Annotated in this window: 22 protein-coding genes and 1 pseudogene; 13 read left to right on the plus strand and 10 right to left on the minus strand. The window is 72.0% G+C overall.

The window, feature by feature from the left end:
- Positions 1 to 53 precede the first annotated feature (53 nt).
- Positions 54 to 1394, plus strand: a complete 1341-nt coding sequence (locus ACZ63D_RS29540) for a DUF2252 domain-containing protein (RefSeq protein ID WP_465357632.1) — start codon at positions 54 to 56, stop codon at positions 1392 to 1394.
- Positions 1395 to 1405: 11 nt separating this feature from the next.
- On the opposite strand, the gene ACZ63D_RS29545 is transcribed toward ACZ63D_RS29540, so the two are convergent.
- Both ACZ63D_RS29545 and ACZ63D_RS29550 read right to left on the minus strand, forming a co-directional pair.
- Positions 1406 to 1678, minus strand: coding sequence for a hypothetical protein (locus ACZ63D_RS29545; protein ID WP_465357633.1), 273 nt, complete (start codon positions 1676 to 1678; stop codon positions 1406 to 1408).
- The gene (locus tag ACZ63D_RS29550) at positions 1675 to 2001 is read right to left on the minus strand and encodes a hypothetical protein (protein WP_465357634.1); all 327 of its coding nucleotides are present in this window, start codon (positions 1999 to 2001) and stop codon (positions 1675 to 1677) included. The genes ACZ63D_RS29545 and ACZ63D_RS29550 overlap by 4 nt, the downstream gene beginning before the upstream one ends.
- Before the next feature lie 199 nt (positions 2002 to 2200).
- On the opposite strand from ACZ63D_RS29550, the gene ACZ63D_RS29555 reads away from it, so the two are divergent.
- From ACZ63D_RS29555 to ACZ63D_RS29565, 3 genes and pseudogenes are all read left to right on the plus strand, one after another.
- Positions 2201 to 4768: a LuxR C-terminal-related transcriptional regulator gene (locus ACZ63D_RS29555; protein ID WP_465357635.1), complete on the plus strand. Its 2568-nt coding sequence runs from the start codon at positions 2201 to 2203 to the stop codon at positions 4766 to 4768.
- 95 nt (positions 4769 to 4863) lie between these two features.
- Positions 4864 to 5268 (plus strand): SHOCT domain-containing protein, encoded by a 405-nt coding sequence (locus ACZ63D_RS29560; RefSeq protein ID WP_465357636.1) that lies wholly within the window; start codon positions 4864 to 4866, stop codon positions 5266 to 5268.
- A 179-nt stretch (positions 5269 to 5447) separates the two neighbouring features.
- Positions 5448 to 5690, plus strand: a pseudogene (locus tag ACZ63D_RS29565) (potassium channel family protein); the annotation flags it as partial.
- An 87-nt stretch (positions 5691 to 5777) separates the two neighbouring features.
- Here the strand turns inward: ACZ63D_RS29565 and ACZ63D_RS29570 are convergent.
- The gene (locus ACZ63D_RS29570) at positions 5778 to 7178 is read right to left on the minus strand and encodes an MFS transporter (protein WP_465357815.1); all 1401 of its coding nucleotides are present in this window, start codon (positions 7176 to 7178) and stop codon (positions 5778 to 5780) included.
- A gap of 138 nt (positions 7179 to 7316) precedes the next feature.
- On the opposite strand from ACZ63D_RS29570, the gene ACZ63D_RS29575 reads away from it, so the two are divergent.
- Complete coding sequence (locus tag ACZ63D_RS29575; protein ID WP_465357816.1) at positions 7317 to 9131, plus strand: glycoside hydrolase family 15 protein; 1815 nt, start codon at positions 7317 to 7319, stop codon at positions 9129 to 9131.
- Positions 9132 to 9141: 10 nt separating this feature from the next.
- On the opposite strand, the gene ACZ63D_RS29580 is transcribed toward ACZ63D_RS29575, so the two are convergent.
- The 3 genes from ACZ63D_RS29580 to ACZ63D_RS29590 all read right to left on the minus strand — a co-directional run bounded on the left by ACZ63D_RS29580 (position 9142) and on the right by ACZ63D_RS29590 (position 13368).
- Positions 9142 to 11169, minus strand: coding sequence for a hypothetical protein (locus tag ACZ63D_RS29580; RefSeq protein ID WP_465357637.1), 2028 nt, complete (start codon positions 11167 to 11169; stop codon positions 9142 to 9144).
- A gap of 37 nt (positions 11170 to 11206) precedes the next feature.
- Positions 11207 to 12448 carry an ATP-grasp domain-containing protein gene (locus tag ACZ63D_RS29585; protein ID WP_465357638.1) on the minus strand — a complete coding sequence of 414 codons (1242 nt, stop codon included), beginning with the start codon at positions 12446 to 12448 and terminating at the stop codon, positions 11207 to 11209.
- Positions 12449 to 12609: 161 nt separating this feature from the next.
- A complete protein-coding gene (locus ACZ63D_RS29590; RefSeq protein WP_465357639.1) occupies positions 12610 to 13368 on the minus strand; it encodes a nucleotidyltransferase domain-containing protein in 759 nt (252 codons plus the stop codon).
- A gap of 74 nt (positions 13369 to 13442) precedes the next feature.
- Here ACZ63D_RS29590 and ACZ63D_RS29595 point away from each other — a divergent pair, with 74 nt between their 5' ends.
- On the plus strand, positions 13443 to 14816 hold the full coding sequence (locus ACZ63D_RS29595; protein ID WP_465357640.1) for a PI-PLC domain-containing protein: 1374 nt from the start codon (positions 13443 to 13445) through the stop codon (positions 14814 to 14816).
- 111 nt (positions 14817 to 14927) lie between these two features.
- Here ACZ63D_RS29595 and ACZ63D_RS29600 read toward each other — a convergent pair whose 3' ends face one another.
- Positions 14928 to 15116 carry a hypothetical protein gene (locus tag ACZ63D_RS29600; RefSeq protein WP_465357641.1) on the minus strand — a complete coding sequence of 63 codons (189 nt, stop codon included), beginning with the start codon at positions 15114 to 15116 and terminating at the stop codon, positions 14928 to 14930.
- Positions 15117 to 15189: 73 nt separating this feature from the next.
- On the opposite strand from ACZ63D_RS29600, the gene ACZ63D_RS29605 reads away from it, so the two are divergent.
- The 3 genes from ACZ63D_RS29605 to ACZ63D_RS29615 all read left to right on the plus strand — a co-directional run bounded on the left by ACZ63D_RS29605 (position 15190) and on the right by ACZ63D_RS29615 (position 19595).
- Positions 15190 to 16092 (plus strand): NAD-dependent protein deacetylase, encoded by a 903-nt coding sequence (locus ACZ63D_RS29605; RefSeq protein ID WP_465357642.1) that lies wholly within the window; start codon positions 15190 to 15192, stop codon positions 16090 to 16092.
- A gap of 129 nt (positions 16093 to 16221) precedes the next feature.
- Positions 16222 to 17067, plus strand: a complete 846-nt coding sequence (locus tag ACZ63D_RS29610; RefSeq protein ID WP_465357643.1) for an LLM class flavin-dependent oxidoreductase — start codon at positions 16222 to 16224, stop codon at positions 17065 to 17067.
- A gap of 125 nt (positions 17068 to 17192) precedes the next feature.
- Entirely contained in the window at positions 17193 to 19595 is a 2403-nt protein-coding gene (locus ACZ63D_RS29615; RefSeq protein ID WP_465357644.1) for a glycoside hydrolase family 2 protein, read from the plus strand.
- 2 nt (positions 19596 to 19597) lie between these two features.
- Here ACZ63D_RS29615 and ACZ63D_RS29620 read toward each other — a convergent pair whose 3' ends face one another.
- Together ACZ63D_RS29620 and ACZ63D_RS29625 are read right to left on the minus strand one after the other, a co-directional pair.
- Positions 19598 to 20788, minus strand: coding sequence for a cytochrome P450 (locus ACZ63D_RS29620; RefSeq protein WP_465357645.1), 1191 nt, complete (start codon positions 20786 to 20788; stop codon positions 19598 to 19600).
- Between the two features lie 17 nt (positions 20789 to 20805).
- The gene (locus tag ACZ63D_RS29625) at positions 20806 to 21315 is read right to left on the minus strand and encodes a PadR family transcriptional regulator (RefSeq protein ID WP_465357646.1); all 510 of its coding nucleotides are present in this window, start codon (positions 21313 to 21315) and stop codon (positions 20806 to 20808) included.
- A 126-nt stretch (positions 21316 to 21441) separates the two neighbouring features.
- Here ACZ63D_RS29625 and ACZ63D_RS29630 point away from each other — a divergent pair, with 126 nt between their 5' ends.
- Together ACZ63D_RS29630 and ACZ63D_RS29635 are read left to right on the plus strand one after the other, a co-directional pair.
- Complete coding sequence (locus tag ACZ63D_RS29630) at positions 21442 to 22269, plus strand: LLM class flavin-dependent oxidoreductase (protein ID WP_465357647.1); 828 nt, start codon at positions 21442 to 21444, stop codon at positions 22267 to 22269.
- A 991-nt stretch (positions 22270 to 23260) separates the two neighbouring features.
- Positions 23261 to 23677: an STAS domain-containing protein gene (locus tag ACZ63D_RS29635; RefSeq protein ID WP_465357648.1), complete on the plus strand. Its 417-nt coding sequence runs from the start codon at positions 23261 to 23263 to the stop codon at positions 23675 to 23677.
- Positions 23678 to 23963: 286 nt separating this feature from the next.
- On the opposite strand, the gene ACZ63D_RS29640 is transcribed toward ACZ63D_RS29635, so the two are convergent.
- Positions 23964 to 24518, minus strand: coding sequence for a bifunctional nuclease family protein (locus ACZ63D_RS29640; RefSeq protein WP_465357649.1), 555 nt, complete (start codon positions 24516 to 24518; stop codon positions 23964 to 23966).
- A 206-nt stretch (positions 24519 to 24724) separates the two neighbouring features.
- Between ACZ63D_RS29640 and ACZ63D_RS29645 the strand changes: the two genes are divergently transcribed.
- Together ACZ63D_RS29645 and ACZ63D_RS29650 are read left to right on the plus strand one after the other, a co-directional pair.
- Positions 24725 to 25177, plus strand: coding sequence for an ATP-binding protein (locus ACZ63D_RS29645; protein WP_465357650.1), 453 nt, complete (start codon positions 24725 to 24727; stop codon positions 25175 to 25177).
- Positions 25174 to 25959 carry a SigB/SigF/SigG family RNA polymerase sigma factor gene (locus ACZ63D_RS29650; protein ID WP_465357651.1) on the plus strand — a complete coding sequence of 262 codons (786 nt, stop codon included), beginning with the start codon at positions 25174 to 25176 and terminating at the stop codon, positions 25957 to 25959. Before ACZ63D_RS29645 ends, ACZ63D_RS29650 begins: the two co-directional genes overlap by 4 nt.
- The last annotated feature ends 69 nt before the right edge of the window (positions 25960 to 26028 follow it).

Raw genomic sequence — 26028 nt, forward strand, 5'->3', positions numbered from 1 at the left:
TCACCCCTGACGGGCGACGCACCGGGCCGGTTCCGCGGCCGACGATCCGTCCCATGCCTTTCCTCGACAAGGACACCAGCCTGCGGACCGCTCGCGCCGCACGCGCCGCCCTTCCGGCCGCACGCCACGCGGAATTCCCGGCCGCGGCCGAGCGCGCCGATCCCCTCGCCCTGCTGGCGCGCCAGGATTCCGGCCGGGTCCCGGAGCTGCTTCCGCTGCGCTACACGCGGCTGGCCGCCTCGCCGCTCGCGTACTTCCACGGCGGTGCGCTTCCCGCCGCGGCGGACCTCGCCGCCACTCCCCGGACCGGATTCCCGGTCCAGGCCTGCGGAGACGCCCAGCTGGCGAATTTCGGCCTGTTCGCCGCGCAGGGCCGCCGGCTCGTGTTCGACTTCGCCGATTTCGACGAGACGCTGCGCGCGCCCTGGGAATGGGACGTCAAACGGCTGGCCGCGAGCTTCGAGGTCACCGGGCGGGAGGCCGGGCATCCGGCCGGGCAACGCCGGCGCACCGTGCTGGCCGCCGTCGAGTCCTACCGGCTGGCGATGCACGGCTTCGCGCGGCAGACCCCGCTCCAGATCTTCTTCTCCCCGCCCGACGCCCGGACCCTGCGCACGGTGGCGGCACACCGCCTCGGCCCCGGCCGGCGCCGCGCCTGCTTCCGGCACACCGAACTCCGCGACGGCCGCCTCGTGCTGGCCGCGCACGCGCCGTGGGCGGTCGCGTCCGGCAGGCTCGGCGGGGACGGGGATCCGGCGACGCTCGCAGATCGCTTCCGTGCAGTGCTCGCGCGCTATCGGCGCACGCTCGGCGCCGCGCGACAGGCAGGGCTGGACCGCTACCGCCTCGCCGACGTCGCGCGCGCGGCACCAGGGCCGACCGGTTCCGGCGCCCGGTGCTGGGTCGCGCTGCTCGTCCGGACGGACACCGGCGACCCGCTTCTCCTTCAGCTGAAGGAAGCCCGGCCGTCGGTGCTGCAGGAGTACGTCCGGGGCGGCGCGCCGGACAGTCCCGGAAGGCGGGTGGTCGCCGGGCAGCGGCTGATCCAGGCCGCGGGCGACGTCTTCCTCGGCTGGGCCCGCTCCCCGGGGTTCGACGGCCCCGCCCGCGACTTCCACGTCCGCAGGCTGCGCGACGACCGGGGCCCCGGCGACGCCGCGACGATGACCCCGGACGTCCTGCGGGCCAACGCGCGGCTGTGCGGCTGGACGGTGGCGAAGGCCCACGCGCGCACCGGCGACGCGCTCGCTATCGCCGCCTATCTCGGCTCCGGCCCCGCTTTCGCCGAAGCCGTCCGGGAATTCGCGACCGCCTGCGCCGACCAGAACGAACGCGACCACGCCGCGCTGCGGCAGGCGATCCGCGCCGGCCGCGGCACGGCGGCCGGGTCGTGACGGACCGCGCCTCACCCGGGCGCGCGATGCTCCGTCCGGGGGAGTTCGCGGACCCGGTGGACGGATTCGACGTGCATCCCGAGCGATTCGAGCCGGCACAGGATTCGCGGAAGCACGCCCGGATCGGCGACCGCGGCGAACACAATCGTTTCCGGCGGAACGGGGACCGCGAACACGTCGCGGAAATCGCCGGTGCTTTCGGCGACCTCGCCGGGAATGGCGCCATGGCCGCGGAAAACGTAATTCGCGCAGGTGCGGGCAGGTCCGGCGGTTGGCGTGCTCACCGGCGGCCCCCGTCCCGCCCCGCCGCGAACCACGCGAACCCGGCGACCGCGAGGTCCACGACCGCCACGAACGCCGACCAGCCGTGCGGCGGCAGGAAGACCAGGCGCGCGACCAGGTCCGCGGCGGCACGAAGGCCGACCCGGATCCGGGCGGGCGACGCCAGCGCGGCGAACGCCGCGGTCAGCCCGAGCACCGCGGTTCCGATGCCGACCGAGCCCGTGCGCGCCAGCTCGAGCACCGCGACCTCGCCCGGCCCGAGCCAGAACAACTGCGTGCAGGCGAATCGCGCCCGCCCGCCCGAGGAATTGCCGTGACTTTTCACCCGCCCCACGATTCTGCTGCCGGGAGTCCTTTTCCTCGCCCGCAGCGGATGAGCCGCGCGCATTGCCTGGCAAGATCCGCCGAAATCGCCCGGAACCGTTCGCGAAGGAGAATTGCGCATGCGCCGACGCCGCGACGTGTCGCCCCGAAGACAAGTCCCGAGAACGAAAGTCTCCGTTCCGGGCCCGCCGGCGGATCTGGTGTCGCGGCCGAGGCTGCTCGCCGCCCTGGACCGCGCGCGGGAGGCCGGTCTGGCGTTCGTCGGGGCTCCCGCCGGTTTCGGCAAGACCGTGCTGCTCGCCGAATGGGCGCGCCGCCGGGGCCGCGGCGCGGTCGCCTGGCTTTCCGCGGACGCCGACGACAACGACGACCGGCTCTTCTGGTCCGCGGTCCTCGAAGCGCTCGCCCGCCGGGAACGGCTCGCGGACGGCGATCCGGTGCGGTCCCTGGCGGCTCCCGAATCCCCGAGCACCGATCTCGCGTTCCTCGCCGAACTCGCCGACGCGCTCGACAGCCTGCCGGAACCCGTCGTGCTCGTGCTCGACAACGCGCACGAGATCACCTCGCCCGAGCCGTGGCGCGGGCTGCGGGCGCTGATGCGCCACCAGCCCTCCGGACTCTGCCTCGCGGTTTCGGGCAGGCGGGAGCCGCCGTTGCCGCTCGGCCGGGCCCGGCTCGCCGGTCGGCTCGTCGAAATCGGAACCGAGCCGCTGCGGTTCACCGCCGGGGAGGCGGAAGCGCTGTTCGGCGCCGCCGGCACGGCGATCCTCCAGGATCAGGTCGCGCCGCTGGTCGACCGCACCGGAGGCTGGCCCGCCGGGCTGCGCCTCGCCGCGGCGTCGGCGTCCCGGCACGGCAGCCTCCGGGACTTCGACGCCGGACGCGACAGCGCCGCACTCGCCTACCTGACCGACGAAGTCCTCGCACCGCTCTCGGCCGGGCAGCGGGAGCTGCTGCGGACGCTCAGCGTCTGCGACGAGGTCCCGGCCGGGCTCGCGCCGGTGCTGTGCGAGCGGGCCGACGCGGAGGCGACGCTCCACGAGCTGAGCGGGCCGTCGATCCGGGCGGTCGACTCCGCAGGCGCTCCGCACCGCCACCGCGTCACGCCATTGCTGCGCACCTACCTGCGGGCGGAGCTCCAGCGCCGGGCACCGGACCGCGAGCGGACGCTGCACGCGACGGCCGCGCGCTGGTTCGCCGAGCACGACCGGCCCGCGCCCGCCTTGCTGCACAGCGTCCGCGCGGGCGATCCCGGGCGGATCGGCGAACTGCTGCGCGCGCACGCCGTTCCGCTGTTCCTCGCCGGCGAGCACCGGATCCTGCGTCTGGCGCTCGCCGCGGTCGAAGACCGGCGGATCGCGGCGGACCCGCTTTCGGCGCTGGTCTCGGCCGCGCTGCACCTCGAAGCCGCGGAGACCTCGGCCGCTTGCCTTCAGCTCGCCCGGGCGGATGCCGCGTGGCCGGACCGGCCGCCGGCGGAGCTGGTCGTTCTGCGCCAGCTGGCCCGCTCCCGGCTCGCCCAGCTCGACCGCGCCCCGGCGCAGGCCCGGCGGGCGGCGGACCAGGTCGACGCGGGACTCGGGACACGGCTGGACGGCCTCGCGGCCGCGCATCTGGCCGTTCGCGGCGAGCACGGAGAAGCCCGGCGGGTCCTGGAGCGGCAACTCGCCGCGGCGGAAGAACTCGGACAGGAGCTCACCGTCGCCCATTGCCAGACCGCGCTCGCCGAACTCGCCTCCCACGCGGGCGACTACCCGGAGGCGGACCGGCTCGCTCGCCGGGCCGCACGTGGTCAGCCGCGCCAGGATTCCCCGCGTTCGTTCCAGCGCGCGCAAGCGGCGGCCCTGCTGGCCTACGGAGCGCTGCTGCGCGGCGAACCCGCCGAATGCGTCAGCCACGCGAAACGGGTCGCGCAGTCGCTCGGCGACGCACCCGCGCGGGCAGCGCGCACGCTGCGGCTGTTCGCGGAAACCCTGCGCGGCGCCGCCGAATTCGAGCTGGGCGGCTGGCACGCGGGGCTGCGGCGGATGCGCCGGGCCCGCCGCCGCCTCGGGACCTCCCGGTCCTGCCCGGCCCGCCACGCGGCCCTGTGCGCCGTGCTGGAGCACCGCGCGGCCCTGCGGCTGGGCGCGGCCGGCCAGGCCAAGGAAGCCGTGCGCTGGGCCGCGCCCGCCCTCGCCGGCTCGGGCGAGGAACTTCTCGTGCGCGCCCGGACCCAGCTGCGGCTCGGCCGCCCCCGCGCGGCCGCTTCCGCGCTGCGCTCGCTGGCCGAGGGCAAGGTACCGATGACCCTCCCGTGGGCCGCGGTCGAGGCGACGCTCGCCGGGGTGCAGGCCGCGCTGGCGGCCGAGGCTCCGGAACGGGCGTCCCGGCTGCTCGACGACGCCCTGCGCGCGGCCGGGGCCGCCGGAATCCGGTTCCCGTTCGTCTTCGCCCCGCCCGAGCTCGTCGGGTTCCTGACCAGCCGGCTCGGCGCGCTCGGCGCCGGCGAGCGGTTCGCCGGGGAAATCCTCGAGGTGCGGCGCCGGCTGCGCACCCCGCCGATGCCCGAGCCGCTGACCGAACGCGAACGCGGCGTCCTGCGCCTGCTGCCGACCCAGCGTTCGCTCGACGAGATCGCCGAGGATCTGACTGTCTCGCCCAACACCGTCAAAACCCACGTCCGCGGGATCTACGCGAAACTCGCCGTGCGCAGCAGACGGGAAGCGGTCTCGGTCGCGCGGGAACGCGGGCTGCTCGACGCGGAAGTCCCCGGCTTCGCCGGATAACCCCCGGCGGGCGAGGCGGGCGCGCCCGGGATCCGGTCGGGTGGGCCGGGCACGGGCCGGCGCGCGTCCGGCCCCCGATCCCGGCGAGGAGAGTCATGACCCTGGCGAGCGCGGAGTACCCGTTCCTGAACGTGATGGCGACGATGCTGGTGTTCTTCTGCTGGGTGGCCTGGTTCGCCCTGCTCTTCGCCGCCCTCGGCGATCTTTGGCTCCGGTCCGACGCCTCCGGCTGGGCGAAGGCGGGCTGGACCGTGCTGATGCTCGTGCTGCCGGTCCTCGGCGTCCTGCTGTACCTGGGGATCGAGGGCCGGCGGATGCGCGAGCGGAAGCGCGTGCGCGAAGCGGCCGCGCAACGGCGTTTCGCCGCCTACGTGCGTTCAGTGTCCACATCGGACACCACCAGCGCCGCGCAGATCGCCGAAGCACGGCGGCTGCTGGACGACGGAGTCATCAACGACGCCGAATACCAGACTCTGATGCGGAAGGCGCTCGCACCGTGACCACTTCGCCGCGAGGGCGCATCGTCGGGCTCGCCGTGCTCCGGCCGCTGCTCACGGTCGCCGCACTGGTCTGCCTCTACTACCTCCTGCCGATCGGCCAGCCGCTGCGGCCGCGGACCTTGGCCGTGCTGGCCGCCGGACTCGCCCTCGTCGTCGCGCTGGTCGTCGGCGAGGTCCGGATGATCCTGCGCTCGCCGTTCCCCGCCGGACAGGGCGTCCAGGCGCTGGCTCTCGTCGTCCCGTTGTTCCTGCTGCTGTTCGCCGACGGCTACTACGTGCTCGGCCACGACCGCCCCGGTTCCTTCAGCACGGGCCTGACGCGCACCGACGCGCTGTACTTCGCGGTCACGGTGTTCAGCTCCGTCGGATTCGGGGACATCGCGCCGGTTTCCGCGGCGGCCCGGGTGCTGGTGACCTTCCAGATGGTCGCGGACCTGGTGGTGCTGGGCGTGGTGCTGCGGGTGATCGCGGCCGCCGTGCGCCGCCGCCGTCCGGCCGGCCAGGACGGCTCATTCGGGCGCGGGCAGCAGCATGGCGGCGGCGAGACCGGCCGCGGCGGCGACGGTCAGCGTCGCGAGGGCGAGCGCGAAGGACCGGTCGCCGAGGTGCGGCGTCCCGGCCAGGACGGACCCGGCCAGCGCGGTCCCCACCGACGAGCCGAGGTTGGCCGCGCTGCGCGACACCCCGGATATGTCGCCCTGGGCCGAATCCGGGAAGCGGGACTGCACCAGGTTCGCCGACGCCGTCAGCATGATCCCGACGCCGGCGCCGAGCAGGAACAGCCCGGGCGCCGAGCTCGCCGCCGCCGAATCGGCGCGCACCAGCGCGAGCACCAGGACCAGTCCGGCGACGGCGAGGACGAAGCCGACGCGGATCAGCCAGCGCGGGGAATGCCTGCGCGCCATCCGGCCCGCGGCGGCCGAAGCGGCGAGGATGCCCGCCGTCGCGGGCGTCAGCAAGAGCCCGGTTTCGATCGCGTCGCAGCCGCGGGCCTCCTGCAGGAAGACAGCCACCACGAAGAACGCGCCCTGCAGCACGAGCCACTGCACGTGCTGAGTCGCCAAGCCGAGTCCGGTGACCCGGTCGCGGAAAAGCCCGGACGGGACCAGCGGATCCCGGCCCGCCCGTTCGCGCGCGCGGACGTGGGCGAAGAACACGGCCAGCAGCGCGCCGCCGATCCCGGCGAACAGCCATACCGGGGAAACGCTGCCCGCCGGGAGCACCACGATCCCGCCGACGGCGAAGTCCGCGCGGGAGACGAGCCAGCCGTATTCGCCGGACTGCAGGACGCCGAAGACGACGAAGAACAAGCCGGCCGCGGAGAGGATCGCGCCGCCGGCGTCGAACCGCTTCTCGCGCGGCGGCGCGGGCGGCTCATGGATCCGCAGGGCCAGCACGACGATCAGGCCGACCAGCAGCACCTGCAGCAGAAACGACGCCCGCCAGCCGAGCCAGGCCGTGACCAGCCCGCCGAGCAACGGCCCCGCCGCCGCGCCGAGCGCTCCCGCCCCGCTGACCGCGCCCAGCGCCCGCGCGCGGGCCGCCAGGTCCGGGCTGGTCACCGTGACCAGGATGTAGATCGGCGGGATCATCAGCGCCGACCCGATCCCTTCCAGCAGCGAATAGCCGAGGATCAGCGCCCCCGGCCCGGGTGCGAGCGAAGCCAGCAGCGCGCCGGCGCCGTAGACGGCCAGCCCGGCCAGGAAACACCGCTTGCGGCCCAGCAGATCGCTCAGCTTGCTGCCCGGCACCATCAGCGACGCCATGGTCAGGGTGAACATCGTGATCGCCGTCTGCACCTCGAGCACGGTGGCGCCGAGATCCGCGGCGACCGCGCTGACGGCGACGGTCATCGTGGTGGCCGCGTAGCTCGCGACGAACTGGGCGAGGGCGAGAGGCAGCACGGTCATCGGCGGGCCTTCCTGCTGGGAGGCCGCCCACGGTGGCCGCACCGCGGGCGAGCCGCCTCACCCCGGGCGGATGAGGCGGACGCGGGCCGTTCCGGCGACGGTGCGGACAAGCAAATCCGTTGCCGCGAAGGAGGACCCATGACCGAGACCGCGATCTCCGAGCACGCGCTGATCGGCGATCTGCAGACCGCCGCGCTGGTCACGACCGACGGATCGGTCGACTGGTTCTGCGCGCCGCGGTTCGATTCGCCGTCGGTCTTCGGCGCCCTGCTCGACGACGAACGCGGCGGCCGTTTCCGCGTCCGCCCGGCGGGAGCCTGCGCGAGTTCGCAGATGTACCACCCGGACACCGCGGTGCTGATCACCCGGTTCTCCGGCCCGGACGGGATCGGCGAGGTGGTCGACTTCATGCCGCCGTGCGGCGAGGCCCCGGCCGAACGGCACCGGATCGCCCGGCTGGTGCGCTGCGTCCGCGGCCGGATGACCTTCGACGTGCTGATCGCGCCGCGCTTCGACTACGGCCGCCGTCCGCACCGGGCGATGCTCGTCAAGAACGGGGCGGTGTTCACCGCGCCCGGGATGTCGCTGGTGCTGCACGCGGTTCGCGAACCGGGCGACGAGCGGCTCGCCGAAGCCCGCGTCGAAGGCGAGGACGTGCGGCTGCGGCTCTCCCTCGACGCCGGTCAGGTCCGCGGGGTGGTGCTCGAAACCGGAGCCGCCGCGCCGCCGCGGGAGATCGGCGTCGGCGAGTTCACCGGGCTTTTCGAGTCCACTGTGGACTGGTGGCGCGCCTGGCTCGCCCGGTCCTCCTATCGCGGCCGCTGGCGCGAAATCGTGTCCCGCTCGGCGATCACCCTCAAACTGCTCACCTACGCCCCGACCGCCGGGCTGGTCGCCGCGCCCACCCTCGGACTGCCCGAGCGGATCGGCGGGGAACGCAACTGGGACTACCGCTACACGTGGGTCCGCGACGCGTCCTTCTCGGTTTCGGCGTTGCTGGCGCTCGGCTTCGCCGAGGAGGCCGCCCGGTTCGGGACCTGGCTCGGCGACCGCATCCGCGAAGGCGACGGCGGCGCCAGCGGGCCGCTCGCCGTCCTGTACCGGGTCGACGGCACGTCGGACCTGCGGGAGGAACGCCTCGCGCACTGGTCCGGGCATCGCGGGTCGAGCCCGGTCCGGATCGGCAACGCCGCGGCCGGGCAGCTGCAGCTCGACATCTACGGCGAAGCCCTCGACAGCGTCTTCGCCGCCGACCGCGCCGGATTCGCCCTGCCCCATCAGGGCTGGACCGCGCTCCGCGCCGCGCTCGACTGGCTCGGCGACCACTGGGACCAGCCCGAGGAAGGCATCTGGGAAACCCGCGGCGACCGGAAGCGCTTCACCTACGGCCGCCTGATGAGCTGGGTCGCGTTCGACCGCGCCATCCGGCTCGCGGACGCGCACGGCCGTCCCGCCCCGATCGAGGACTGGACCTGGCAGCGCGACAGCATCCACGGCCAGATCCTCAGCCGCGGCTGGCGGCGCACGCGCAACGCGTTCGTCCAGCACGACACCGGCGACGAGCTGGACGCGGCCCTGCTTCGCATGCCCCGCACCGGTTTCCTCCCGGCCACGGACCCGCTGTGGCTCTCGACGCTCGACGCGATCAAAGCCGATCTGGTCGCCGACAGCCTGGTCTACCGCTACGACCCGGCCGTGTCCCCGGACGGGCTCGCCGGCGGCGAAGGCACGTTTTCCTTGTGCAGCTTCGATTACGTCGACGCGCTGACCCGCGCGGGACGGCTCGAAGAGGCCCGCACCGCGTTCGAGAAGATGCTCACCTACGCCAACCACGTCGGCCTCTACGCCGAAGAAATCGCACCCACCGGCGAACAGCTCGGCAACTTCCCGCAGGCTTTCACCCACCTGGCCCTCATCGACGCCGCCGTCGCCCTCGACGCCGCGCTCGGCTGAAAGACCAGTCTCAGCCCCGCGGGTTCCGGGCCGCCTGCAACGTCCCGGCAGGCAATCGGTCCGCGCCCCAGCTGCGCTCCAGGTAGCCGATGATCCGCGCGACGTCCTCGGCGGGCACCTTCTCCGGCTCCCCGTGCTCCTTCGGGTCGATGTGGAAGATGTAGAGCCGGGACGCGAACTGGTCGAACGGCAGCGACGCCTCGCCGAACCGTTCGCCGTTGCCGCCGGTGGAGACCACGACGCCGTCGCCCCAGTCCTGGCCGCTGTCGTTGTTCGGGTTGTAGAAGTACACCCGCATGACGTCGTCGGGGTCCGGGGCGGTGCGCAGGATCGTGATCGCGTGCCAGCCGACGTAGCGGGCCGCGCTGTCGGTGACCGCGATCCCGGCCGGCTGCGGATGGATCAGCGGCTGCTCGCCGTTGTAGGAGGGGTGGTAGCTCGCGTGGAACTGGCGCAGGAAATCGTCGAGGTCGACCAGTTTGCCGGTGGCGACGTCGACGTTGATCCGGAAGCCCCGCGCCGCCCACCAGCCGTGGAATTCGGGGTTGACCCAGCGGTGCGGGTCGCCGGGCCGATCGGCGCAGCGCCGTCCCATCTCGGCGTAGATCCGGTCCAGGTGCGGCACCACGAGCGAGGACACCGGGTCGAGGTCGGCGGGCAGTCCGGCGGACAGCCCGGCCCCGCTTTCCGTCGACGAGACCGGCTGGCCTTCGAAGTGCATGACCACCTCGTCGTCGCGGGCCGCCCACACGACGACCTGCAGCAGGTAGTCCGGGTCGTTGTAGGCCCACATCGACAGCGCCCGGGCCGACTGGCAGGTCGGGTTGTCGCCCTGCCCGACGCCGAGGGGCTGGCCCAGCATCGACAGCACGCCCGACAGCAGCCGCGCCTCGGGCCGCGGCTGGTCGCCGAACACGAGCGTCAGCCGTTCCCGCGCGGCGGCGGACAGCTCCAGCGCCAATTGCCGCCACAGCGCGGGCACGACCGGCGGTTCGTAGAGGATGCCGCGGTCGAGCAGCAGCGCGAGCCCGTAGACGCACTGCGCGGTCTGCGGGTGCACGGCTTCGTCGATCAGCCGGTGGACGAGGTCGTGGTAGCGCAGCAGGCAGTTCCGGCCCACGTCGGACAGGCCGAGCGCCTCGCCGAGGAGGTAGTCGCTTTCGTTCGCCAGGTAGCGCAGCAGTTCGGCGTGATACGGCGACACCAGGCCGGTGTCGTGCATGGCGCGGGCGAAGCCGCTCGCCTCGTATTGCAGGCTCGCCGCGTCCATCGCCTCGAGCCGGGACCGGAAGACGTCGACGCCGGGGTCCTCCCGGCACGCCTCGGTGGTCCCGAACAGGCTGGTGATGAGCCGGTCGAGCCCCCGCACCGAGGATCCGCCGAGGTCGACGTCCGGATCGCCGCGGTAGATCGAGATCCGGGTGATCAGCGATTTGACCTGCTCGACCTGGATCGGGCGCTGGCGCAGGATCCGCCAGATCTCCTCGACCACCTTGTCCAGCACGCTGTCGTAGCCGATCTGGTCGGCGAGATGGCGCAGCAGGTCCCGGATGAGCTGCGCGGTCCGGCCCTGCCGGGTCCGCTCGGCCTCGCTGGGCGGGGTGAACAGCAGTTCCAGGTTCATTCCCAGCACCTGCGACAGGAACACGCGGGCGTCCTCGGCCGGCAGCGTCGGATGCTCGTAGTCGCCGCACGCGACCGCGAGCATCCGCAGTTCGCTGGTCGCCTCCATCACCACGGTGTCCGGGTTCTCGCTGTGCAGGCCGGGGCCGGCCAGCGCCGGGATGAGGATCTCCGGCGTGGCCCAGTCCGTGCCCTGGAAGACCCCGGCGTCCTCCAGCGCCCGCGCCCTGGCCTGCACCGCCGCGGCTCCGCCCGGCTGCAGCAGCACCCGCCGCAGCGCCTCCAGCACGCGCCGCAGCTTCGTGTGCTTGCCGAAGTCGCGGGTCTCCGCCATCGCCCGGACAGCGTCGTCGAGCGACGCCACGCGTTTGGCCAGCGTCGCGGTGGTGCCGGTGACGTCGGCGTTCGGCTCCAAGTGCTTCCTTCGGTCGGGGTGTCGGACTCGTCCGTCCTCAGACGTAGAAGTCCCGTTCTTCCTGCGCCTTCAGCAGGTCTCGCATGCGGTAGGGATCTTCCCCGAAGAAGTACAGCAGACCCCAGTGCGTGCCGAACGCGGTCCTCTTCGTCACCGTCTCCTCCAGCGGCGCGGACAGGTCGTGCGACTCGTAGTAGTCGTCGTCCTCGGTCTCCGGCGGGATCCGCAGCTCGCTGACCACGCGGCGGCGCGGGTAGACGCCGAAGCAGCCGGCGACCCCCGAAGCGTCCACGACCTCCCGCGGGAAGAACGCGTCGATCTCCTCCTCGGTCGTCTTGGGGTCGAAGGACAGCACCAGCGCCTGGTAGGCGTTGAACCCGTAGGCCCGTTCGAGCAGCTCGAAGACCTTGAACCCGGGCGGGCGGTAGGCGACCTCGCCGAAGTACATCTCGCCGTCGCTGGTGACGAAGTACTCCGGGTGCACGAAGCCGAACTCGATGTCGAAGGTCTTGACGAGCTTCTCGACCTGGGCGGTGATCTGCGGCCGGTACCGCTCCAGCTCCGGGGTCGCCGGGACGAACACCGAGTACCCGAGCGTGACGTACTCCGAGATGTTGAGGAATTTGACCTTGCCGCCGTGGATCCACGCCTCGACGGCGAACTCCCATCCGTCCAGATGCGATTCCATCAGCACCGGGAACTCCTCGTCCGGGATCGAGTCGATCTCGTCCGGGGTGCGGATGACGCGGTGCCCGAGGCAGCCCGCCTTGTCGAAGGCCTTGAGGTGGATCGGGTCGTTCGGGTCGCCGTCGAGCTTGAGCAGGGTCTGGTTGACCCGCTTGAGGAACCGGACGACGTCGTCGCGCGCGTGCGCCTCCTCGAAGATCCCCACCCGGATACCGCCGAGCTGCGCGCGCCGCTTCATCAGCGCCTTGTCCCGCAGCAGCATGGCCTGCCCGAACAGGCGCGGGTTGTCCAGCAGCACGGAGTTGATCGCCCCGGCCCATTCGACAGTCTCCTCGAACAGCGGGATGGCGACGTCGACGCCTTCCTCGTGCAGGATCTCCGCGATCTCCATCGAACGGTCGTTGAGCCGCTCGAAGTTCCAGGACAGGTACGGGATGTCGTGCTCGGCGCAGTATTTCTCCGCCCAGTCCGGCGCGACCACCACATAGCGCCGGTCGAACCGGTCGAGCGCCTCGACCGCGTTGAGCGACCAGCCGAGCAGCGCCACGTATCCCTTCTCCGGATCCTTCGCGATCGGCCCGGACTGTGGCATAAACCGTTCCTCCGTTCAGCACGGGCGATCCGCCACGGCGCGGCGGCCACAGCCGTGCCGAAGCTAGTTACCCAAAACCCGCCGAACGAAACGGATCTCTCTCGCCCGGCCCGCATTCGCGGGCAGAACCCGTTGCACGGCAAGGATTTCCAGAACTCGGGCTACGCGCTCCCGCCCGCCTGGTCCAGCAACGCACAGGCGGTGGCGAACGCCCCGGCCAGGTCGTGACCCATCCCGGCCACCACGTCGTCCAGCCCGCGCAGTCCGGCCCGTTCCAGCAGCGTTTTCTCGTTCGTCACCCACTCCCCGCGCGCGGCCAGCACCGCGTGCCCGGTCTGCATCGCCGCCACTCCCACCGAAGCCGCGGTCTCGGCCACCCGCCCATGCGCCGCATACGCGTTCTTCGCGTACTCCAGCGTCCGCTCCGCCGAAGCACGCCAGAACTTGGGCGCGGTCTCCTTCAGCAGCTCCGGATACTCCGGTCGCGGCAGCTCCCCGCGCAGGACCCGGTTCAGCGCCAGCTCCGCCACCACCAGGTAGCTCGGGATCCCGGCCAGGTGGAACGCCAGCGGCTCCCAGCGGAACCGGCCCTTCTCCGCCTCGGCCAGCTCGTGCGAGACCACGTCCAGGTCCCGGTAGTGCACGTCCACCGGCCGTCCCTGGACAGTCAGCCACGCGCCGCCGTTGAACACCCCGCCGCCCCATTCGCCCAGGCCGGACACCTCGCCCGGGAGGCCGAGCGCGCGCAGGTCGTCCGGGTCGAACGCGCCGCGGTAGTAGATCGCGTAGTCCCAGTCGCTGCCCGGGCGGTGGGTTCCGCGCGCCCGGGACCCGCCCAGGGCCACCGCCTCGACTCCGGGCAAACCGGACAGGAGATCGGCGACGTGCCCGGCGAACGTTTCCTCGTCGTTTTCCCGCATCAGGAGAAGATGCCATGAATCTCTGCCAAGATCGCCAGTATTTCGCCGGTTGCCCATCCGACCTGGGGGTCTGCATGCACCGATTCCGCACCATCGCGCTCACCGCCGCCGTCACCGTGCTCGGCGCCGCACCCGCGAACGCCGCCCAGCCCTTCTCCGACACCGTCTTCGCCGCCACCCACAACAGCTACTCCGGCAACGTCGACGGCGCGAAGGGAGCCATCTCCTACCAGCTCGACCACGGTGTCCGGTTCATCGAATTCGACATCCACGACAACGGGTACGCCACCCGCCACGACTACGGCATCGGCCACAGCTCGCCCGGCGACCTCGTCGACCACGCGGGCAACCCGGCGTCCGACAGCCTCCGCGACTGGCTCGCCGTGGTGAACGCCTGGTCGGCCGGGCATCCGGACGCGGCGCCGATCGTCGTCATGCTCGACCTGAAAGACGACCTCACCGACAACGACTCGTTCGCCGCCGGAAACCTGGCGGCGGTCAACGCCGAGCTGAGCGCCGCCTTCGGGCCGCGCCTGCTCTCCCCCGCCGCCTACCGCGCCGGCGCGACCACGGATTCCTTGCGCGGCAAGGTGCTCCCGCTGCTGTCCGGCGACGGCGGCACGCGCGCCGCGTATCGCCGGGATGTCGGCTACCACCCGGCGGTGGCGATCAACAGCCGCGGCCAGGTCGTGGAGGTGCACGACTCCGGCGGCGGGGCGCTCTGGTACTGGACCGGGCAGCTGGGCGCCGACGGGCGCGTCGCGTGGCAGCGCCACGGCCGGTACGACAGCGGCCAGACTCCGGCGGTCGCGCTCGACGACTCCGGCCGGATCGTCGAGGTGCACCAGTCGCAGAGCGCCACCACGCTCTGGTACCACACCGGACAGCTCGGCGCGGACGGTGAAATCTCCTGGTCGGCCAGCCATCAGTACGACAACGGGGTGCTGCCGACAGTCGCCTTCACCGGCGGCGGCATCCGCGAAATCCACCGCAGCCAGTCGAGCAGCCAGAACTGGCAGTGGCGCGGCACGCTCGATTCCTCCGGCGGGACGGTGACCTGGACCGGCAACGCGAAAACGTCCGATCCGCGTTACGACAAGGCAAACGCCGGGCGAATCCGCGTCACCACCGGCGCCGACGGCTCCACTCCGGCGCAAACTCTGCGCTATTCCACGGATCTCGTCACCGGCGGCCGGGTGCAGTACCAGCAGGTCGCGTTCGACGAATACCAGCAAGGCGATCCGGCCGAACTGCAGGACGGCCTGTTCTACGGCGCCCCGGCGAAGGAATCGGAGTTCCTGGTCGCCGCGCGCAAGGCCGGACACGTGGTCCGCGGCTGGGACTTCGACGACGCGGGATTGGCGACCGATCCGCTGGTGAACTACCCGGCCACCAACCACCCGTACGACGACTGGTACCGGCAGCTCACCCAAAACGCCGCCCGGTAAGGAAAAGACCCGCGCTCTCCCACCCCGAAGGGGAGAACGCGGGCCTCGCCCACCGGCTGGAGGGTCGGTGTTCCTCCCAAGAACACCGGCCCCTCCGGTCGATGAGCGACCTCAGGCGGCCCGCTGCTTCAGCCGAGCCGCCCCGACGGCCGCGACCGGCATCGACGCTTCCCGCAGCGCCGCCCGGCCGACCGGCCGCCGGACCGTCCCGTTCGGACTCCGCAGGCAATATCGCTCCACGGATTCCATCAGCACGGCGGCGACCATCACGACCAAGGGCGTAGCCAGCGCGAACCACATGGTGGCTTTGGTACCCAGCCGCGCGAAAAACCAATCGCCCTTTCTCCGGACGGGTGGCCGGTAGACTGGCGGCGTGCGCACGCGACCGACGCTGACCTGGGCCGGACCTGGCGAACCGCTGCCGCGCACGGGCACGGTCGCGGACGTGGCGGACATCGTCGCCGGGCGGCGGGTGCTCGTGCTCAGCGGCGCGGGCCTGTCCACCGAATCCGGCATCCCCGACTACCGCGGCGAAAGCGGCAGTCTCCGCAAGCACACGCCGATGACGTACGGCGAATTCGTCGCCAGCGAGGCGGGCCGCCAGCGTTACTGGGCGCGCAGCCACCTCGGCTGGCGCACCATCGCGCGGGCCGCGCCGAACGACGGCCACCGCGCGGTTTCCGCGCTGCGCGCGGGCGGCTGGCTGTCCGGGGTCATCACGCAGAACGTCGACGGGCTGCACCGCGCGGCCGGCACCCCCGGCGTCGTGGAACTGCACGGCAACCTCGACCGCGTCGTCTGCCTCGGCTGCCGCCGCGTCACCCCGCGCGAGGACCTCGACGCCCGGCTGCGCGCGGCCAATCCGGATTTCGCCGGAACCGCGACGCGGATCAACCCGGACGGTGACGTCGAACTGGCCGAGGACGTCGTCCGCGCCTTCCGCACCGTGCCGTGCACGAGCTGCGCCGGGATGTTGAAGCCGGACGTGGTGTTCTTCGGCGAGAACGTGCCGCGCGCCCGCGTGGAGAGGTGCTACCGGATGGTCGACGAGGCGTCCGCGATGCTGGTGCTGGGATCTTCGCTCACCGTCATGTCCGGTTTGCGCTTTGTCCGGCGGGCCGCGAAATCCGGCAAACCTGTCGTGATCGTCAACCGCGGCCAGACGCGCGGCGACGAGCACGCGACGGTCCGGGCCGACCTGCCGCTTGGCCCGGCGCTCACCGAACTGCTGGGCCTGCTGGAAACCTCGTTGCCCGGCGCGACGGCGACCGGATAGGCTGAGCGCACTCCGATGGCACGGTCCCGGGAAGTACGCCGCAGAGCGGACCGGCCAGCCTGAAACCCGAAGGCGCAGGAGCGGGCGGCAACCCACGTTGTTGTCGACCCGTTTTCCGGAGGTTCACCCATGTCCATCGGCATCGGCCTGCCCATCGGCGACCCCGCCGCCCTGCTCGACTGGGCGCGGCGCGCGGACGCCGGCCCGTTCCGCACTCTCGGCCTGCTCGACCGGCTCGTCTACCACAATCCCGAACCGCTGACCGCGCTCGCCGTGCTGGCCGGCGCGACCACGCGCGTCCGGCTGCAGACCGAGGTCCTGCTCGCGCCGCTGCGCGAGACCGCGCTGCTCGCCAAACAGGCCGCCACCCTCGACCGGATGAGCGGCGGCCGGTTCGTGCTCGGCCTCGGCATCGGCGGCCGCGAGGACGACCACCACGCCGCCGGCACCCCGCTGCGCGACCGCGGCCGCCGCTTCGACCAGCAGCTCGCCGGCCTGCGCTCGTTGTGGTCCGGCGAACCGCACAGCGCCGAAGCCGGTCCGATCGGCCCCGCCCCGGCCCGCGAGGGCGGTCCCGAAGTGCTGATCGGCGCGTTCAAGCCCAAGGCGCTGGCTCGCGTCGCCCGCTGGGGCGACGGACTGCTCGCCGCCGCTCCCCCGTCGTGGGTCGGCGGGCTGTTCGACACCGTGCGCCACGACTGGCGCGAACACGGCCGCGCGGGCGCACCGCGGCTCGTCGCGCAGGCGAACGTCGCGCTCGGCCCGGATTCCGTCGTGGACGAAGCCACAGCGGCCATGCGCGCGTACTACGAATTCACCGGAATGGCCGAGCAGATGGCGAGCGGAATGCTCACCACGCCCGGAGACGTCCAGGCCGCGATCCGCGCGTACCGCGATCTCGGCGCGGACGAGGTGATGCTGTACTGCTGGAGCGGCGATCCCGGCCAGGTCGACCGGCTCGCCGACCTCTGCTGACCAGCTGATCTCCCGGAACAGCTGACATTTCCTGAACAGCGCGGGAAGTAAGCTCGCGCCATGCAGGCAGCGACGCTCCCCGGCGGCTCGTCCGCGCCCCGTCCCGGGACTGCCCGCCGACGAGGATGACCGGCGAGCCTTCCGGGCGCGTCCCCCGGCTCGCCGCGCATCCCCGGCGGGGATTCCTGCTGGGGGCTGGTGCGGCGCTCGCCGGTTCGGGCGCGCTCGCCGCCGCGCTTTCCCGTCCCGCGCCCCCGGCGGCGCGGGACGGGTTCGGCGCGGACTGGCTCTTCGGGCCGTACACGGCGGGAGCGACGGACCCGGACTTCGACGACAGCGGGATGGCGCTCGTTTCGGTGCCGCACTGCGTCGTCCCGCTGTCCTGGCAGGACTGGGATCCGTCGGACTGGCAGCGGGTCTGGGTGTACCGGCAGCATTTCCTCGCGCCGGCGCAACTGCGCCGGAACCGGGTGTTCCTGCAGTTCGACGGGGTGCTCAGCGCGGCGACGGTGTACCTCAACGGCCGTCGCGTCGCCATGCGCAGCGGCGGTTACCTGCCGCTGCGCTGCGAGGTCACCGGTCTGCTCACCGAGAAGGACAACGTGGTCGCGGTGGTCGTCGACGGCCGCTGGCAGCAGAACACCCCGCCGGATCTGCCGGAATTCCCGCATCCGACAGCCATCGACTTCTACCAGCCGGCCGGCTTGTACCGGGAAGTCCGGCTGACTGGCGTGCCCCAGACCTATCTGTCCGATGTGTACGCCCAGCAGATCGCCGTGCCGACCTCGAACCGGGAGGTGTTGCTGCACTGCACAGTCGATTCGGCGAAGCCGGTGAAAGGTCCGGTTCGGCTCTCCGCCGTGCTCAGCCAGCACGGTGCCGAGATCGCGGCCTCCTCCACCGATCTCACCGGGCTGCGCAAGGGAAACACCGAGGTCACGGTGTCCTTGCGGGGCCTCGAAGCGGTGCAGCTGTGGGATCTGGACGACCCGGCGTTGTGCGACATCCTCGTCACTCTCGCGGTCGACGGCCGGAAGGTGCACACCTATCCGGTCCGCACCGGGCTGCGCGACGCTCAGTTCACTGTGGACGGTTTCCGGCTGAACGGCCGGCCGCGCAAGCTGTTCGGGCTCAACCGGCACCAGTGGTACCCGTTCGTCGGCGGCGCGATGCCGGACCGGGTGCAGCGCCGGGACGCTCAACTGCTGAAAGAAGAGCTGAACTGCACGATGGTGCGCTGCTCGCATTATCCGCAGGCGACCGCGTTTCTCGACGCCTGCGACGAACTCGGCATTCTGGTGTGGGAGGAGCTGCCGGGCTGGGACCACGTCGGCGACACCGCGTGGCAGGAGCTCGCGGTGCGCGACGTGCACGACATGATCGTGCGCGACCGCAACCATCCGTCGATCATCGTGTGGGGCACCCGGGTGAACGAGACGCTCGGCCAATACGCGCTGTACGGAAGAACCGACCAGCTCGCCGCGGAACTCGACCCGATGCGTCCGTGCACCGGGGCCGTCGCGGGCGAACGCGGCTACCTTTCGCCGCTGTACCCGGTGAAAGCGGGCGGCGGGGTGTTCTCGTTCAACGACTACAGCCGTCCGCGTCCGCCGGGTTCGCCGCCCCCGCTGCGGCCGCCGCGCCGCGGGGTTCCGTACCTGGTCAGCGAAGCGATCGGGACGCTCGTCGGCTCCGCGTACTTCCGCCGGACGGATTCCCTCGCGGTGCAACGGGAACAGAGCCTCCTGCACGCCTGGGTGCACGACCGCGCCGCGTCCGATCCGCGCTACAGCGGCCTGCTCGGCTGGTGCGGATTCGACTATCCCTCCGGCTGGTACCACCATTATCGCGGCGTGAAATACCCCGGCGTGATGGATTTCTTCCGCATCCCCAAACTGGGCGCGGCGTTCTACCGGGCGCAGCGCGATCCGTCCCGCGGCGCGGTGATCGAACCGGCTTTCCACTGGGATTTCGGCCCTGGCTCGCCGCCGAACGGGCCGGGCCGGGACGCGATCATCTGGTCGAACTGCGAGGTGCTGGTGGTGACGATCGCGGGCAAGCGCCCGGTCACCGTGCGGCCTGATCGCGCCCGGTTCCCGCATCTGCCGTATCCGCCGTTCGCGGTGGATCTGCGCGTGGACGGGCGGTCGCGTCCGGAGCTGACAATCGAAGGCCGGATCGGCGGGCACACCGTGCTGCGCAGGCGATTCAGCGCCGATCCGGCGTACGACACGATCGCGGTGACCGCCGACGACAACCAGATCGCCGCCGACGGCGCGGACACCACCCGGGTCGCGTTGCGCTCGCTCGACCGTTACGGTGCCCCGCGGCCGCACGCCCGCGGAGTGCTGGCCGTCGCGGTGCAAGGCCCCGGCGTGCTGATCGGCGATCCTTACCTGGACTTCGGCGCGCTCGGCGGCGCGGCCGCGGTGTGGGTCCGGTCGATACGCGGCACTCCCGGCACGATCACCGTGAGCGCCACGCATCCGTTCGTCACTGCGACCACCGCGACGATCGAGTCAGTCTGACGTCACCAGACGACCGGGACCTGCGAAACCCCGCCGGTCAGCCGGTTCGACCGCACTTCCAGCTCGTCGACGGGCACGGCCAGCCGCAGATCGGGGAACCGGCGGAACAACGTCGAGAACACCACCCGCAGTTCGGTGCGCGCCAGGCTCGCGCCGATGCAGAAGTACCCGCCGTGGCCGAAGGCGATGTGGGAGTTGGGTTTGCGGTCCGCGTCGAACTCGTGCGCGTCGGCGAACACCGCCGGGTCGCGGTTGGCCGAGGCGGTCGAGATCATCACCGCGTCGCCGCGCGGGATGCGGACGCCGCCGATCTCCACGTCCTCGTGCGCGTAGCGGAGCAGCCCGAGCCCGCCCGGCGCGGACATCCGCAGGATTTCCTCGACGGTGGCGTGCACGCGTCCTTCGGGATCGGCGGCAAGCGCGTCGCGGCGGGAGAGGTCGGTGAGCAGGAACAGCACGCCGAGGTCGATCCGGTTCGACGTGGTTTCGTGGCCGGCGAACAGCAGACCGGCGGCGAGCCTGCCGAGGTCGTCGTCGGTGAACGTCGGGTCCTCGGCCTGCGCCGCGACCAGGTCCGACACCACGTCCTGGCCCGGGTCCGCGCGTTTCGCGTCGGCGAGGCCGGACATGTAGGCGGTGAACTCGGTCATCGCCACCTCGGCGTCGCCGCCGCTGTCGAGCACGCCGATGCGGTCGGAGAGGTCGCGGAACTTCTCGCGGTCGGCGTACGGGACGCCGAGGAGTTCGCAGATCACCAGCACCGGCAAGGGAAACGACAGGTGCTCGTGCAGATTCGCCGGAGAGCCCCCGGCTTCCATCCCGTCGAGGCACCGGTCGGCGAGTTCCTGGATCCGGCTGCCGAGGCGGCGCATCCGGTTCGCGGAGAACGCCGGCACCAGCAGGCGGCGCAGCCGGGCGTGTTCGGCTTCCTCGGTGTCGAAATCGCCCTGAGGGCCGTTCAGCACCGCGGCGTCGGAGACCGTCGAGGCGTCCTCGGGATGCGGGTGGGAACGGCCGAACCGGTTGTCGGCGAACACTTCCCGCGCTTGTTCGTAGGAGGTGACGAGCCAGGCCGGGTCGCCCGCCGGGGTCGTCACCGGGACGATCGGGCCTTCGCGGCGCAGAACTTCGTACAGCGGTGCGATGTCCAGGACGTTCGGCCTCGCGAACGGCAGCTGGGCGGTGGTGGGCATTCGGGGTCCTCCTCGGGTCAGCCCGCCCGCGTGCGCAACGACGCGAGCCAGTCCTCTTCGTTCTCGGCGCGGCGCCGGACCTCGGCCAGCACGAGCCTGCTCCACCGGTCGGCCTGCCCGGAGCCGAGCTTGGCCAGCCGGTCCCGCTGCGCCGCGACGGCGGCTTGGCGGGCGTCCAGCACCCGCAGCCGTTCCTCCGCGGTGAGCCTGCCGAACCCGGCCAGCCGCGCCAGGAACTCGGCCGGATCGCCCGCCAGCTCCGGCGGCAGGTCGGCGAGCAGATCGTGCAGCAGCTCCCGCCCGACGTCGGTGATCGTGTACACGTGCCGCGGCGGCCGGCCCTCCTGCGGCTCGGCGGTCCGGGTCACCGCGCCCGCTTCGGCGAACCGGCGCAGCGCCGGGTAGAGCGAGTTGTTCGACAACGTGCGACCGGTGGATTCCTCGATCTGCTTGCGCAATTCGTACCCGTGCCACGGACGGTCGGCGAGCTTCGAGAGCAGGAGCACGTCGGTCCACACATAGGTCACCGTAACCTAGGGTCCCGTCACCCGGCAACGTCCGGACGGCGGGCGCCGGAAAAAGATCTCGGGCTCCGGTTTTTGTCGGTCCCTGCCGATACGGTCGCCGCTGACCGATCCGGAGGGGGATCCCGCATGACCGACCACGTTCGCTACGGCCTCTACCTGCCGCCGTTCGGCCCGCTAGGCGACCCGGCCGCCCTGGTCGACCTGGCGGTCCGGGCCGACGCCGCCGGATGGGACGGCGTGTTCCTGTGGGACCACGTGGTGCCCGCGATGCCGCCGATCGCCGACACCTGGACCACGCTCGCCGCCGTCGCCCAAGCGACCAGCAAGCTGCTGCTCGGCCCGATGGTCACGCCGCCGAGCCGCCGCCGCCCGTGGGTACTGGCCCGCCAGGCCGCCACCGTCGCCCGCCTTTCCCGCGGCCGGTTGATCCTGGGAACCGGCATCGGCTCCGACGAAACGGGCGACTTCAGCCGCTTCGGCGATCCGTCCTCGCCCGCGGAGCTGTCGGCGCGGACCGACGAGGCGCTGGAGATCGTCCGCGCGATCTGGGCTGGGAAAGCTGTGCGGCACAAGGGAGCGCATTACCGGGTGAACCTGGACGCGGCTGAGCCGGAGCCGTATCCCATTCCGATGTGGACGGCCAGCACGACCCGGCACGAACGGGTCCTGCGCCGTGCCGCCGGAAGCGACGGGATTTTCCCGAACCCCGGCCCTCAGCCGCCTTCGCCGGATGCGCTGGCCAGCCTGGTCGCCCAAGTCCGGCCGCCGGACCGGCCGTATTCCGTCGCGGTGTCCGGCAACGCGAGCCCGGCGTGGGACGAGCCGGGCTCAGTGGATCTCGCGGCGCTCGCCGAGGCGGGGATGACGTGGTGGATGGAATCGCTGATCCACTTCGATCCGCTGGACCTTTCGCTGGCCGTCGTGGACGCCGGGCCGCCGAGGATCGGGGGTTAGCCGGGGATTTCGCGGGCGGGGCGGACGCTGACCGTTTCCGCACGGGACTGTTACGGATTCAGGAGGCAGCCGAGCCGGTCAGAACGCCAGCGGGAAGCTCCGACCGTTTGAACAGAGGGTGCGGCGAGCTGCCCGTAGAGCGCACTCTTCGAGGTGCCCGGGGATCAAGGAGCGACCAAACCGGCTGGAACGCCTGCGCTCCGCGGCGAACTTCCCTGGCGCAAACTGCGCGAGGTCGTCTCGGATCTGCGGGCTGAGGTGGCTCGGGAACCTTTGCGACAACGGACACCACGCAATCCGGGTGCACCTGCGCGAGGCCACCACGCACCTGCGGGCCGAGGCAGCTCGGGAACCATTGCGACAACGGGCACCAGGCAATCCGGGTGCACCTGCGCGAGGCCACCTCGCACCTGCAGGCCGAGGCAACTCGGGAACCATTGCGACAACGGACACCAAGCAATCCGGATGCACCTGCGCAGAGGCCGCGTCCGGCCAGCCGAACCGGGCACAAACCTGCGGATCGGAGGCGAACCGGTCACGCGCTTGCCCGCGGAATCCCTGGTGCCCAGAAAACCGCGCCCCCGAATTCGACCGCCGCGCAATTGCCGCCGTCCCTCGCCGAGACTCGGACGGGCCGAGTCAACCACCACCGCCTCCGACCCCACGCGCGAAAATCTCCCTGCCCGCCAGCAAGAACTCCCCGCCGCGGCCGGATTGTCCTTCCGCCCCACCGTTTCCGCCGCGCCTCCCCCGCAGTCGCCTGATCGTTCAAGAAAAAAATCCGCCGCCACCAGGCAAACCGCCTTTCCGGAGAGACCGGCCGCCGCAAGTCCCCCTTCGGCGGCTTCCCTGTGCGGCGCGGGAGGGCTACGGTGGAGGGCGGTTGAGCCTCCAGCCACCGCGATTCCTCCCCCGCGCGCCGGGATGCCCGGCTACTGGCCGGTCCGGCATTCCGCCGCAGCCCTGTGCGCGGCTGACAGAGAGTGCCGTGATGACCTCCGCGCACAGTGCCCGATTGACCGCGCTGCCGTCGCCGGACCCCACGGGGATGCTCCGGCTGCGCGTCCGCCATCCCGCCCCGGGGACCGCCGTCGTCGAGGTCGCCGGGGAAATCGACCTGGCCACCGCGCCGCGACTGGCCGAGGTCGTCGAGGCGAGGCTGCGCAGCACCGTCAGCCTCGTGATCGTCGACCTGCGCCGCACGACCTTCCTCGGCGTCGCGGGCCTGCGCGTCCTGATCCGGTTGAAACTGCTGGCCGCCGGTGCGGACAAGGACTTCTACGTCGACCCGGGAACCGCGCCCACCGTCCGGCGGTTGTTCTCGCTGTTCCCCCTCGACTGCGTCCGGTCCGGAGCCGCGGAGGGGCTCACCGAGATCCCACTGCCGCGACCGGCGGAGAAGGCTTGACCGTCCACTGAGGACAGTCAACACCCGCTGAGCACACCGAGAACCGGTAGCTGCTCACGAAGTTCAGCCGCGCAGCCGACTGCGGCCGCTTATGGAGTTCAACCGCTCAGCCGACCGCGATCGCTCACGGAGTTCAACCGCTCAGCCGACCGCGGCCGCTCACGGAGTCCAGCCAGTTAGCCGACCGTTGGCCGCCCAGCCCGGCCGGGCTCGTTCCCGGTCCGCACTCAGGAGCCCCAAAGACCAGCCGCGAAGTCTCGCAAAGCAACCTCGCCGCGACCGCGCCTCAGGCGTCCGGGTCGCGGAAATCCTCCGGGCTCACGTCGTCCAGCAGATCCCGGAAACGGCGGATCTCGTCCTCGGCCGCCTCCGCCGGTTCCTCCAGGTCCGCGGCCGCGTCGAGGGCGGAGCCCAGCGCGGTTTCGTCGCCCGCCGCCACGGTCACGTCGACCGCCGCCTCGTCGAGGACCGCTTCGGCGACTTCCAGCGGGGCGTGCGTGCGCAGGCCGATCGCGATCGCGTCGCTCGGGCGGGCCGAGACGCGCACGCCGCCGGACAGGACGAGGTCCGCATGGAAGATGCTGTCCAGCAACTGGGTGATCTCGACCCGTTCGACGCGCTGGCCCAGCGCCGCCAGCACCTCGATGATCAGCTCGACCGTCCCGGGCCGCGCCGAGACGACGTGTTCCTGCGCGGCCGCCAGTTCCTGCGCTTCCGGCGCGCCGATGGTGATGGCGAGCCACCGGCGCGAGCCGGATTCCTCGCGCAGCAGCACGACGGGCGCCGACTCCTGCGCCACCACGGCCAGTCCCTGCACCCGCACCTGCACCACGGAAGTCACCCCGCTTCCCAGAAAGTCCTTCCTTGCTGACTACCCAACCACCGGCGGTTTGTCACGCGAAATCGCCGCGAGCCTCGCCTGGGATTCACCGGCCGGAGGCGGCGGACCGGTCGCGGGGAGCGGCACTGCCGGGAATGTGCCGTTGCGCACACTTCGGAATCGCCTTCGGACGTGTCGATCGGTCCTGTCGTGGGTATGCGTGACCCATGAACGACGAGGGACCCGGCAGCCGCGCCAGCGGCGGCATGCCAGCCGTGGACCGTTTGCTCGACGAGGTGATCGAGCTGCGGCTCCCGGCGGAGACCTACCAGATCCCGCTTGTCCGCATGCTCGCGCAGGCTGTGGCCGCGCGAGCCGATTACGGGCTCGACGCGATCGCCGACGCCAAGATGGCCGTCGACGAAGCGTGTGCCCAGGTCGTCTCGACGGCCGCCCCCGGGGCGGCGATGACCTGCCAGTTCACCGTCTCGCCCGAGGGGATCCGCTTCACCGTCAGAACCAGCACCCGCACGCCGGAGCCGCCGAGCGAACGCAGTTTCGGCTGGCACGTGCTGACCACCCTCGCCTCGAACGTGTCGGCGCGCTGTGTGCCGGAGCCCGCCGACGACGGCTATGCGCTGACCCTCGACCTGGACCTGCACCGGGAGGCGAGCGGGTGAACCAGCAGCCGGTCATCCGTCACCGTGACGAATACGCGCACACCGTGCCGCTGTTCGAAGAGCTGGCCGCCCTGCCCGCCGACGACGAGCGGCGGCCGCGGCTGCGCGAACAGCTCGTCACCGAATTCCTCCCGGTCGCCGAACACATCGCCACCCGGTTCACCGGACGCGGCGAACCCCGCGAGGACCTCGTCCAGGTCGCCCGGATCGGGCTGATCAACGCCATCGACCGGTTCACCCCTGACCGCGGCCCGGACTTCCTGTCTTTCGCCGTGCCGACGATCATGGGCGAGATCCGCCGGTACTTCCGCGACACCGGCTGGTCGGTCCGCGTGCCGCGGCGGCTCAAGGAACTGCACCTCGCGCTCAGCCGCGGTTCGGGCACGCTGTCGCAAACGCTCGGCCGCGCGCCGACGCCCACCGAACTCGCCGAGCACCTCGGCCTGGAACTGTCCGAGGTCCACGAAGGGCTGGTCGCGGGCCACGCGTACCAGACCTTGTCGGTGGACAAGCCGGTGCACGACGACGCCGAGCCGCTGCTGCTGGCCGACACGCTCGGCAGCGACGACCCGGAGATCGAGCACATCGAGAACCACGAGGCCCTGCAGCCGCTGCTGCGCGAGCTGCCCAAGCGGGAACGCGCGATCCTGGTGATGCGGTTCTTCGGCGGCCTCACCCAGACGCAGATCGCCGAGCAGGTCGGGATTTCCCAGATGCACGTCTCCCGGCTGCTGTCGCAGACGCTGGAACAGCTGCGCGACAAGCTCACCAGCGATCCCTGAGCGTCCCCGCGACGGGGGTCGCCCGACCGGGCTTGATCCCGTTGTCGCCCCTTCGCGGATCTGCGACGA

Source organism: Amycolatopsis sp. NPDC104775 (assembly GCF_055583325.1).

What these genes read in the sequence shown, in the direction of transcription:
- ACZ63D_RS29540 (WP_465357632.1), top strand. Translation starts at nt 54, where the DNA reads ATGCCTTTCCTCGACAAGGACACCAGCCTGCGGACCGCTCGCGCCGCA.
- ACZ63D_RS29560 (WP_465357636.1), top strand. Translation starts at nt 4,864, where the DNA reads ATGACCCTGGCGAGCGCGGAGTACCCGTTCCTGAACGTGATGGCGACG.
- ACZ63D_RS29570 (WP_465357815.1), bottom strand. Translation starts at nt 7,178, where the DNA reads ATGACCGTGCTGCCTCTCGCCCTCGCCCAGTTCGTCGCGAGCTACGCG.
- ACZ63D_RS29575 (WP_465357816.1), top strand. Translation starts at nt 7,317, where the DNA reads ATGACCGAGACCGCGATCTCCGAGCACGCGCTGATCGGCGATCTGCAG.
- ACZ63D_RS29585 (WP_465357638.1), bottom strand. Translation starts at nt 12,448, where the DNA reads ATGCCACAGTCCGGGCCGATCGCGAAGGATCCGGAGAAGGGATACGTG.
- ACZ63D_RS29590 (WP_465357639.1), bottom strand. Translation starts at nt 13,368, where the DNA reads ATGCGGGAAAACGACGAGGAAACGTTCGCCGGGCACGTCGCCGATCTC.
- ACZ63D_RS29595 (WP_465357640.1), top strand. Translation starts at nt 13,443, where the DNA reads ATGCACCGATTCCGCACCATCGCGCTCACCGCCGCCGTCACCGTGCTC.
- ACZ63D_RS29600 (WP_465357641.1), bottom strand. Translation starts at nt 15,116, where the DNA reads ATGTGGTTCGCGCTGGCTACGCCCTTGGTCGTGATGGTCGCCGCCGTG.
- ACZ63D_RS29610 (WP_465357643.1), top strand. Translation starts at nt 16,222, where the DNA reads ATGTCCATCGGCATCGGCCTGCCCATCGGCGACCCCGCCGCCCTGCTC.
- ACZ63D_RS29615 (WP_465357644.1), top strand. Translation starts at nt 17,193, where the DNA reads ATGACCGGCGAGCCTTCCGGGCGCGTCCCCCGGCTCGCCGCGCATCCC.
- ACZ63D_RS29620 (WP_465357645.1), bottom strand. Translation starts at nt 20,788, where the DNA reads ATGCCCACCACCGCCCAGCTGCCGTTCGCGAGGCCGAACGTCCTGGAC.
- ACZ63D_RS29630 (WP_465357647.1), top strand. Translation starts at nt 21,442, where the DNA reads ATGACCGACCACGTTCGCTACGGCCTCTACCTGCCGCCGTTCGGCCCG.
- ACZ63D_RS29635 (WP_465357648.1), top strand. Translation starts at nt 23,261, where the DNA reads ATGACCTCCGCGCACAGTGCCCGATTGACCGCGCTGCCGTCGCCGGAC.
- ACZ63D_RS29645 (WP_465357650.1), top strand. Translation starts at nt 24,725, where the DNA reads ATGAACGACGAGGGACCCGGCAGCCGCGCCAGCGGCGGCATGCCAGCC.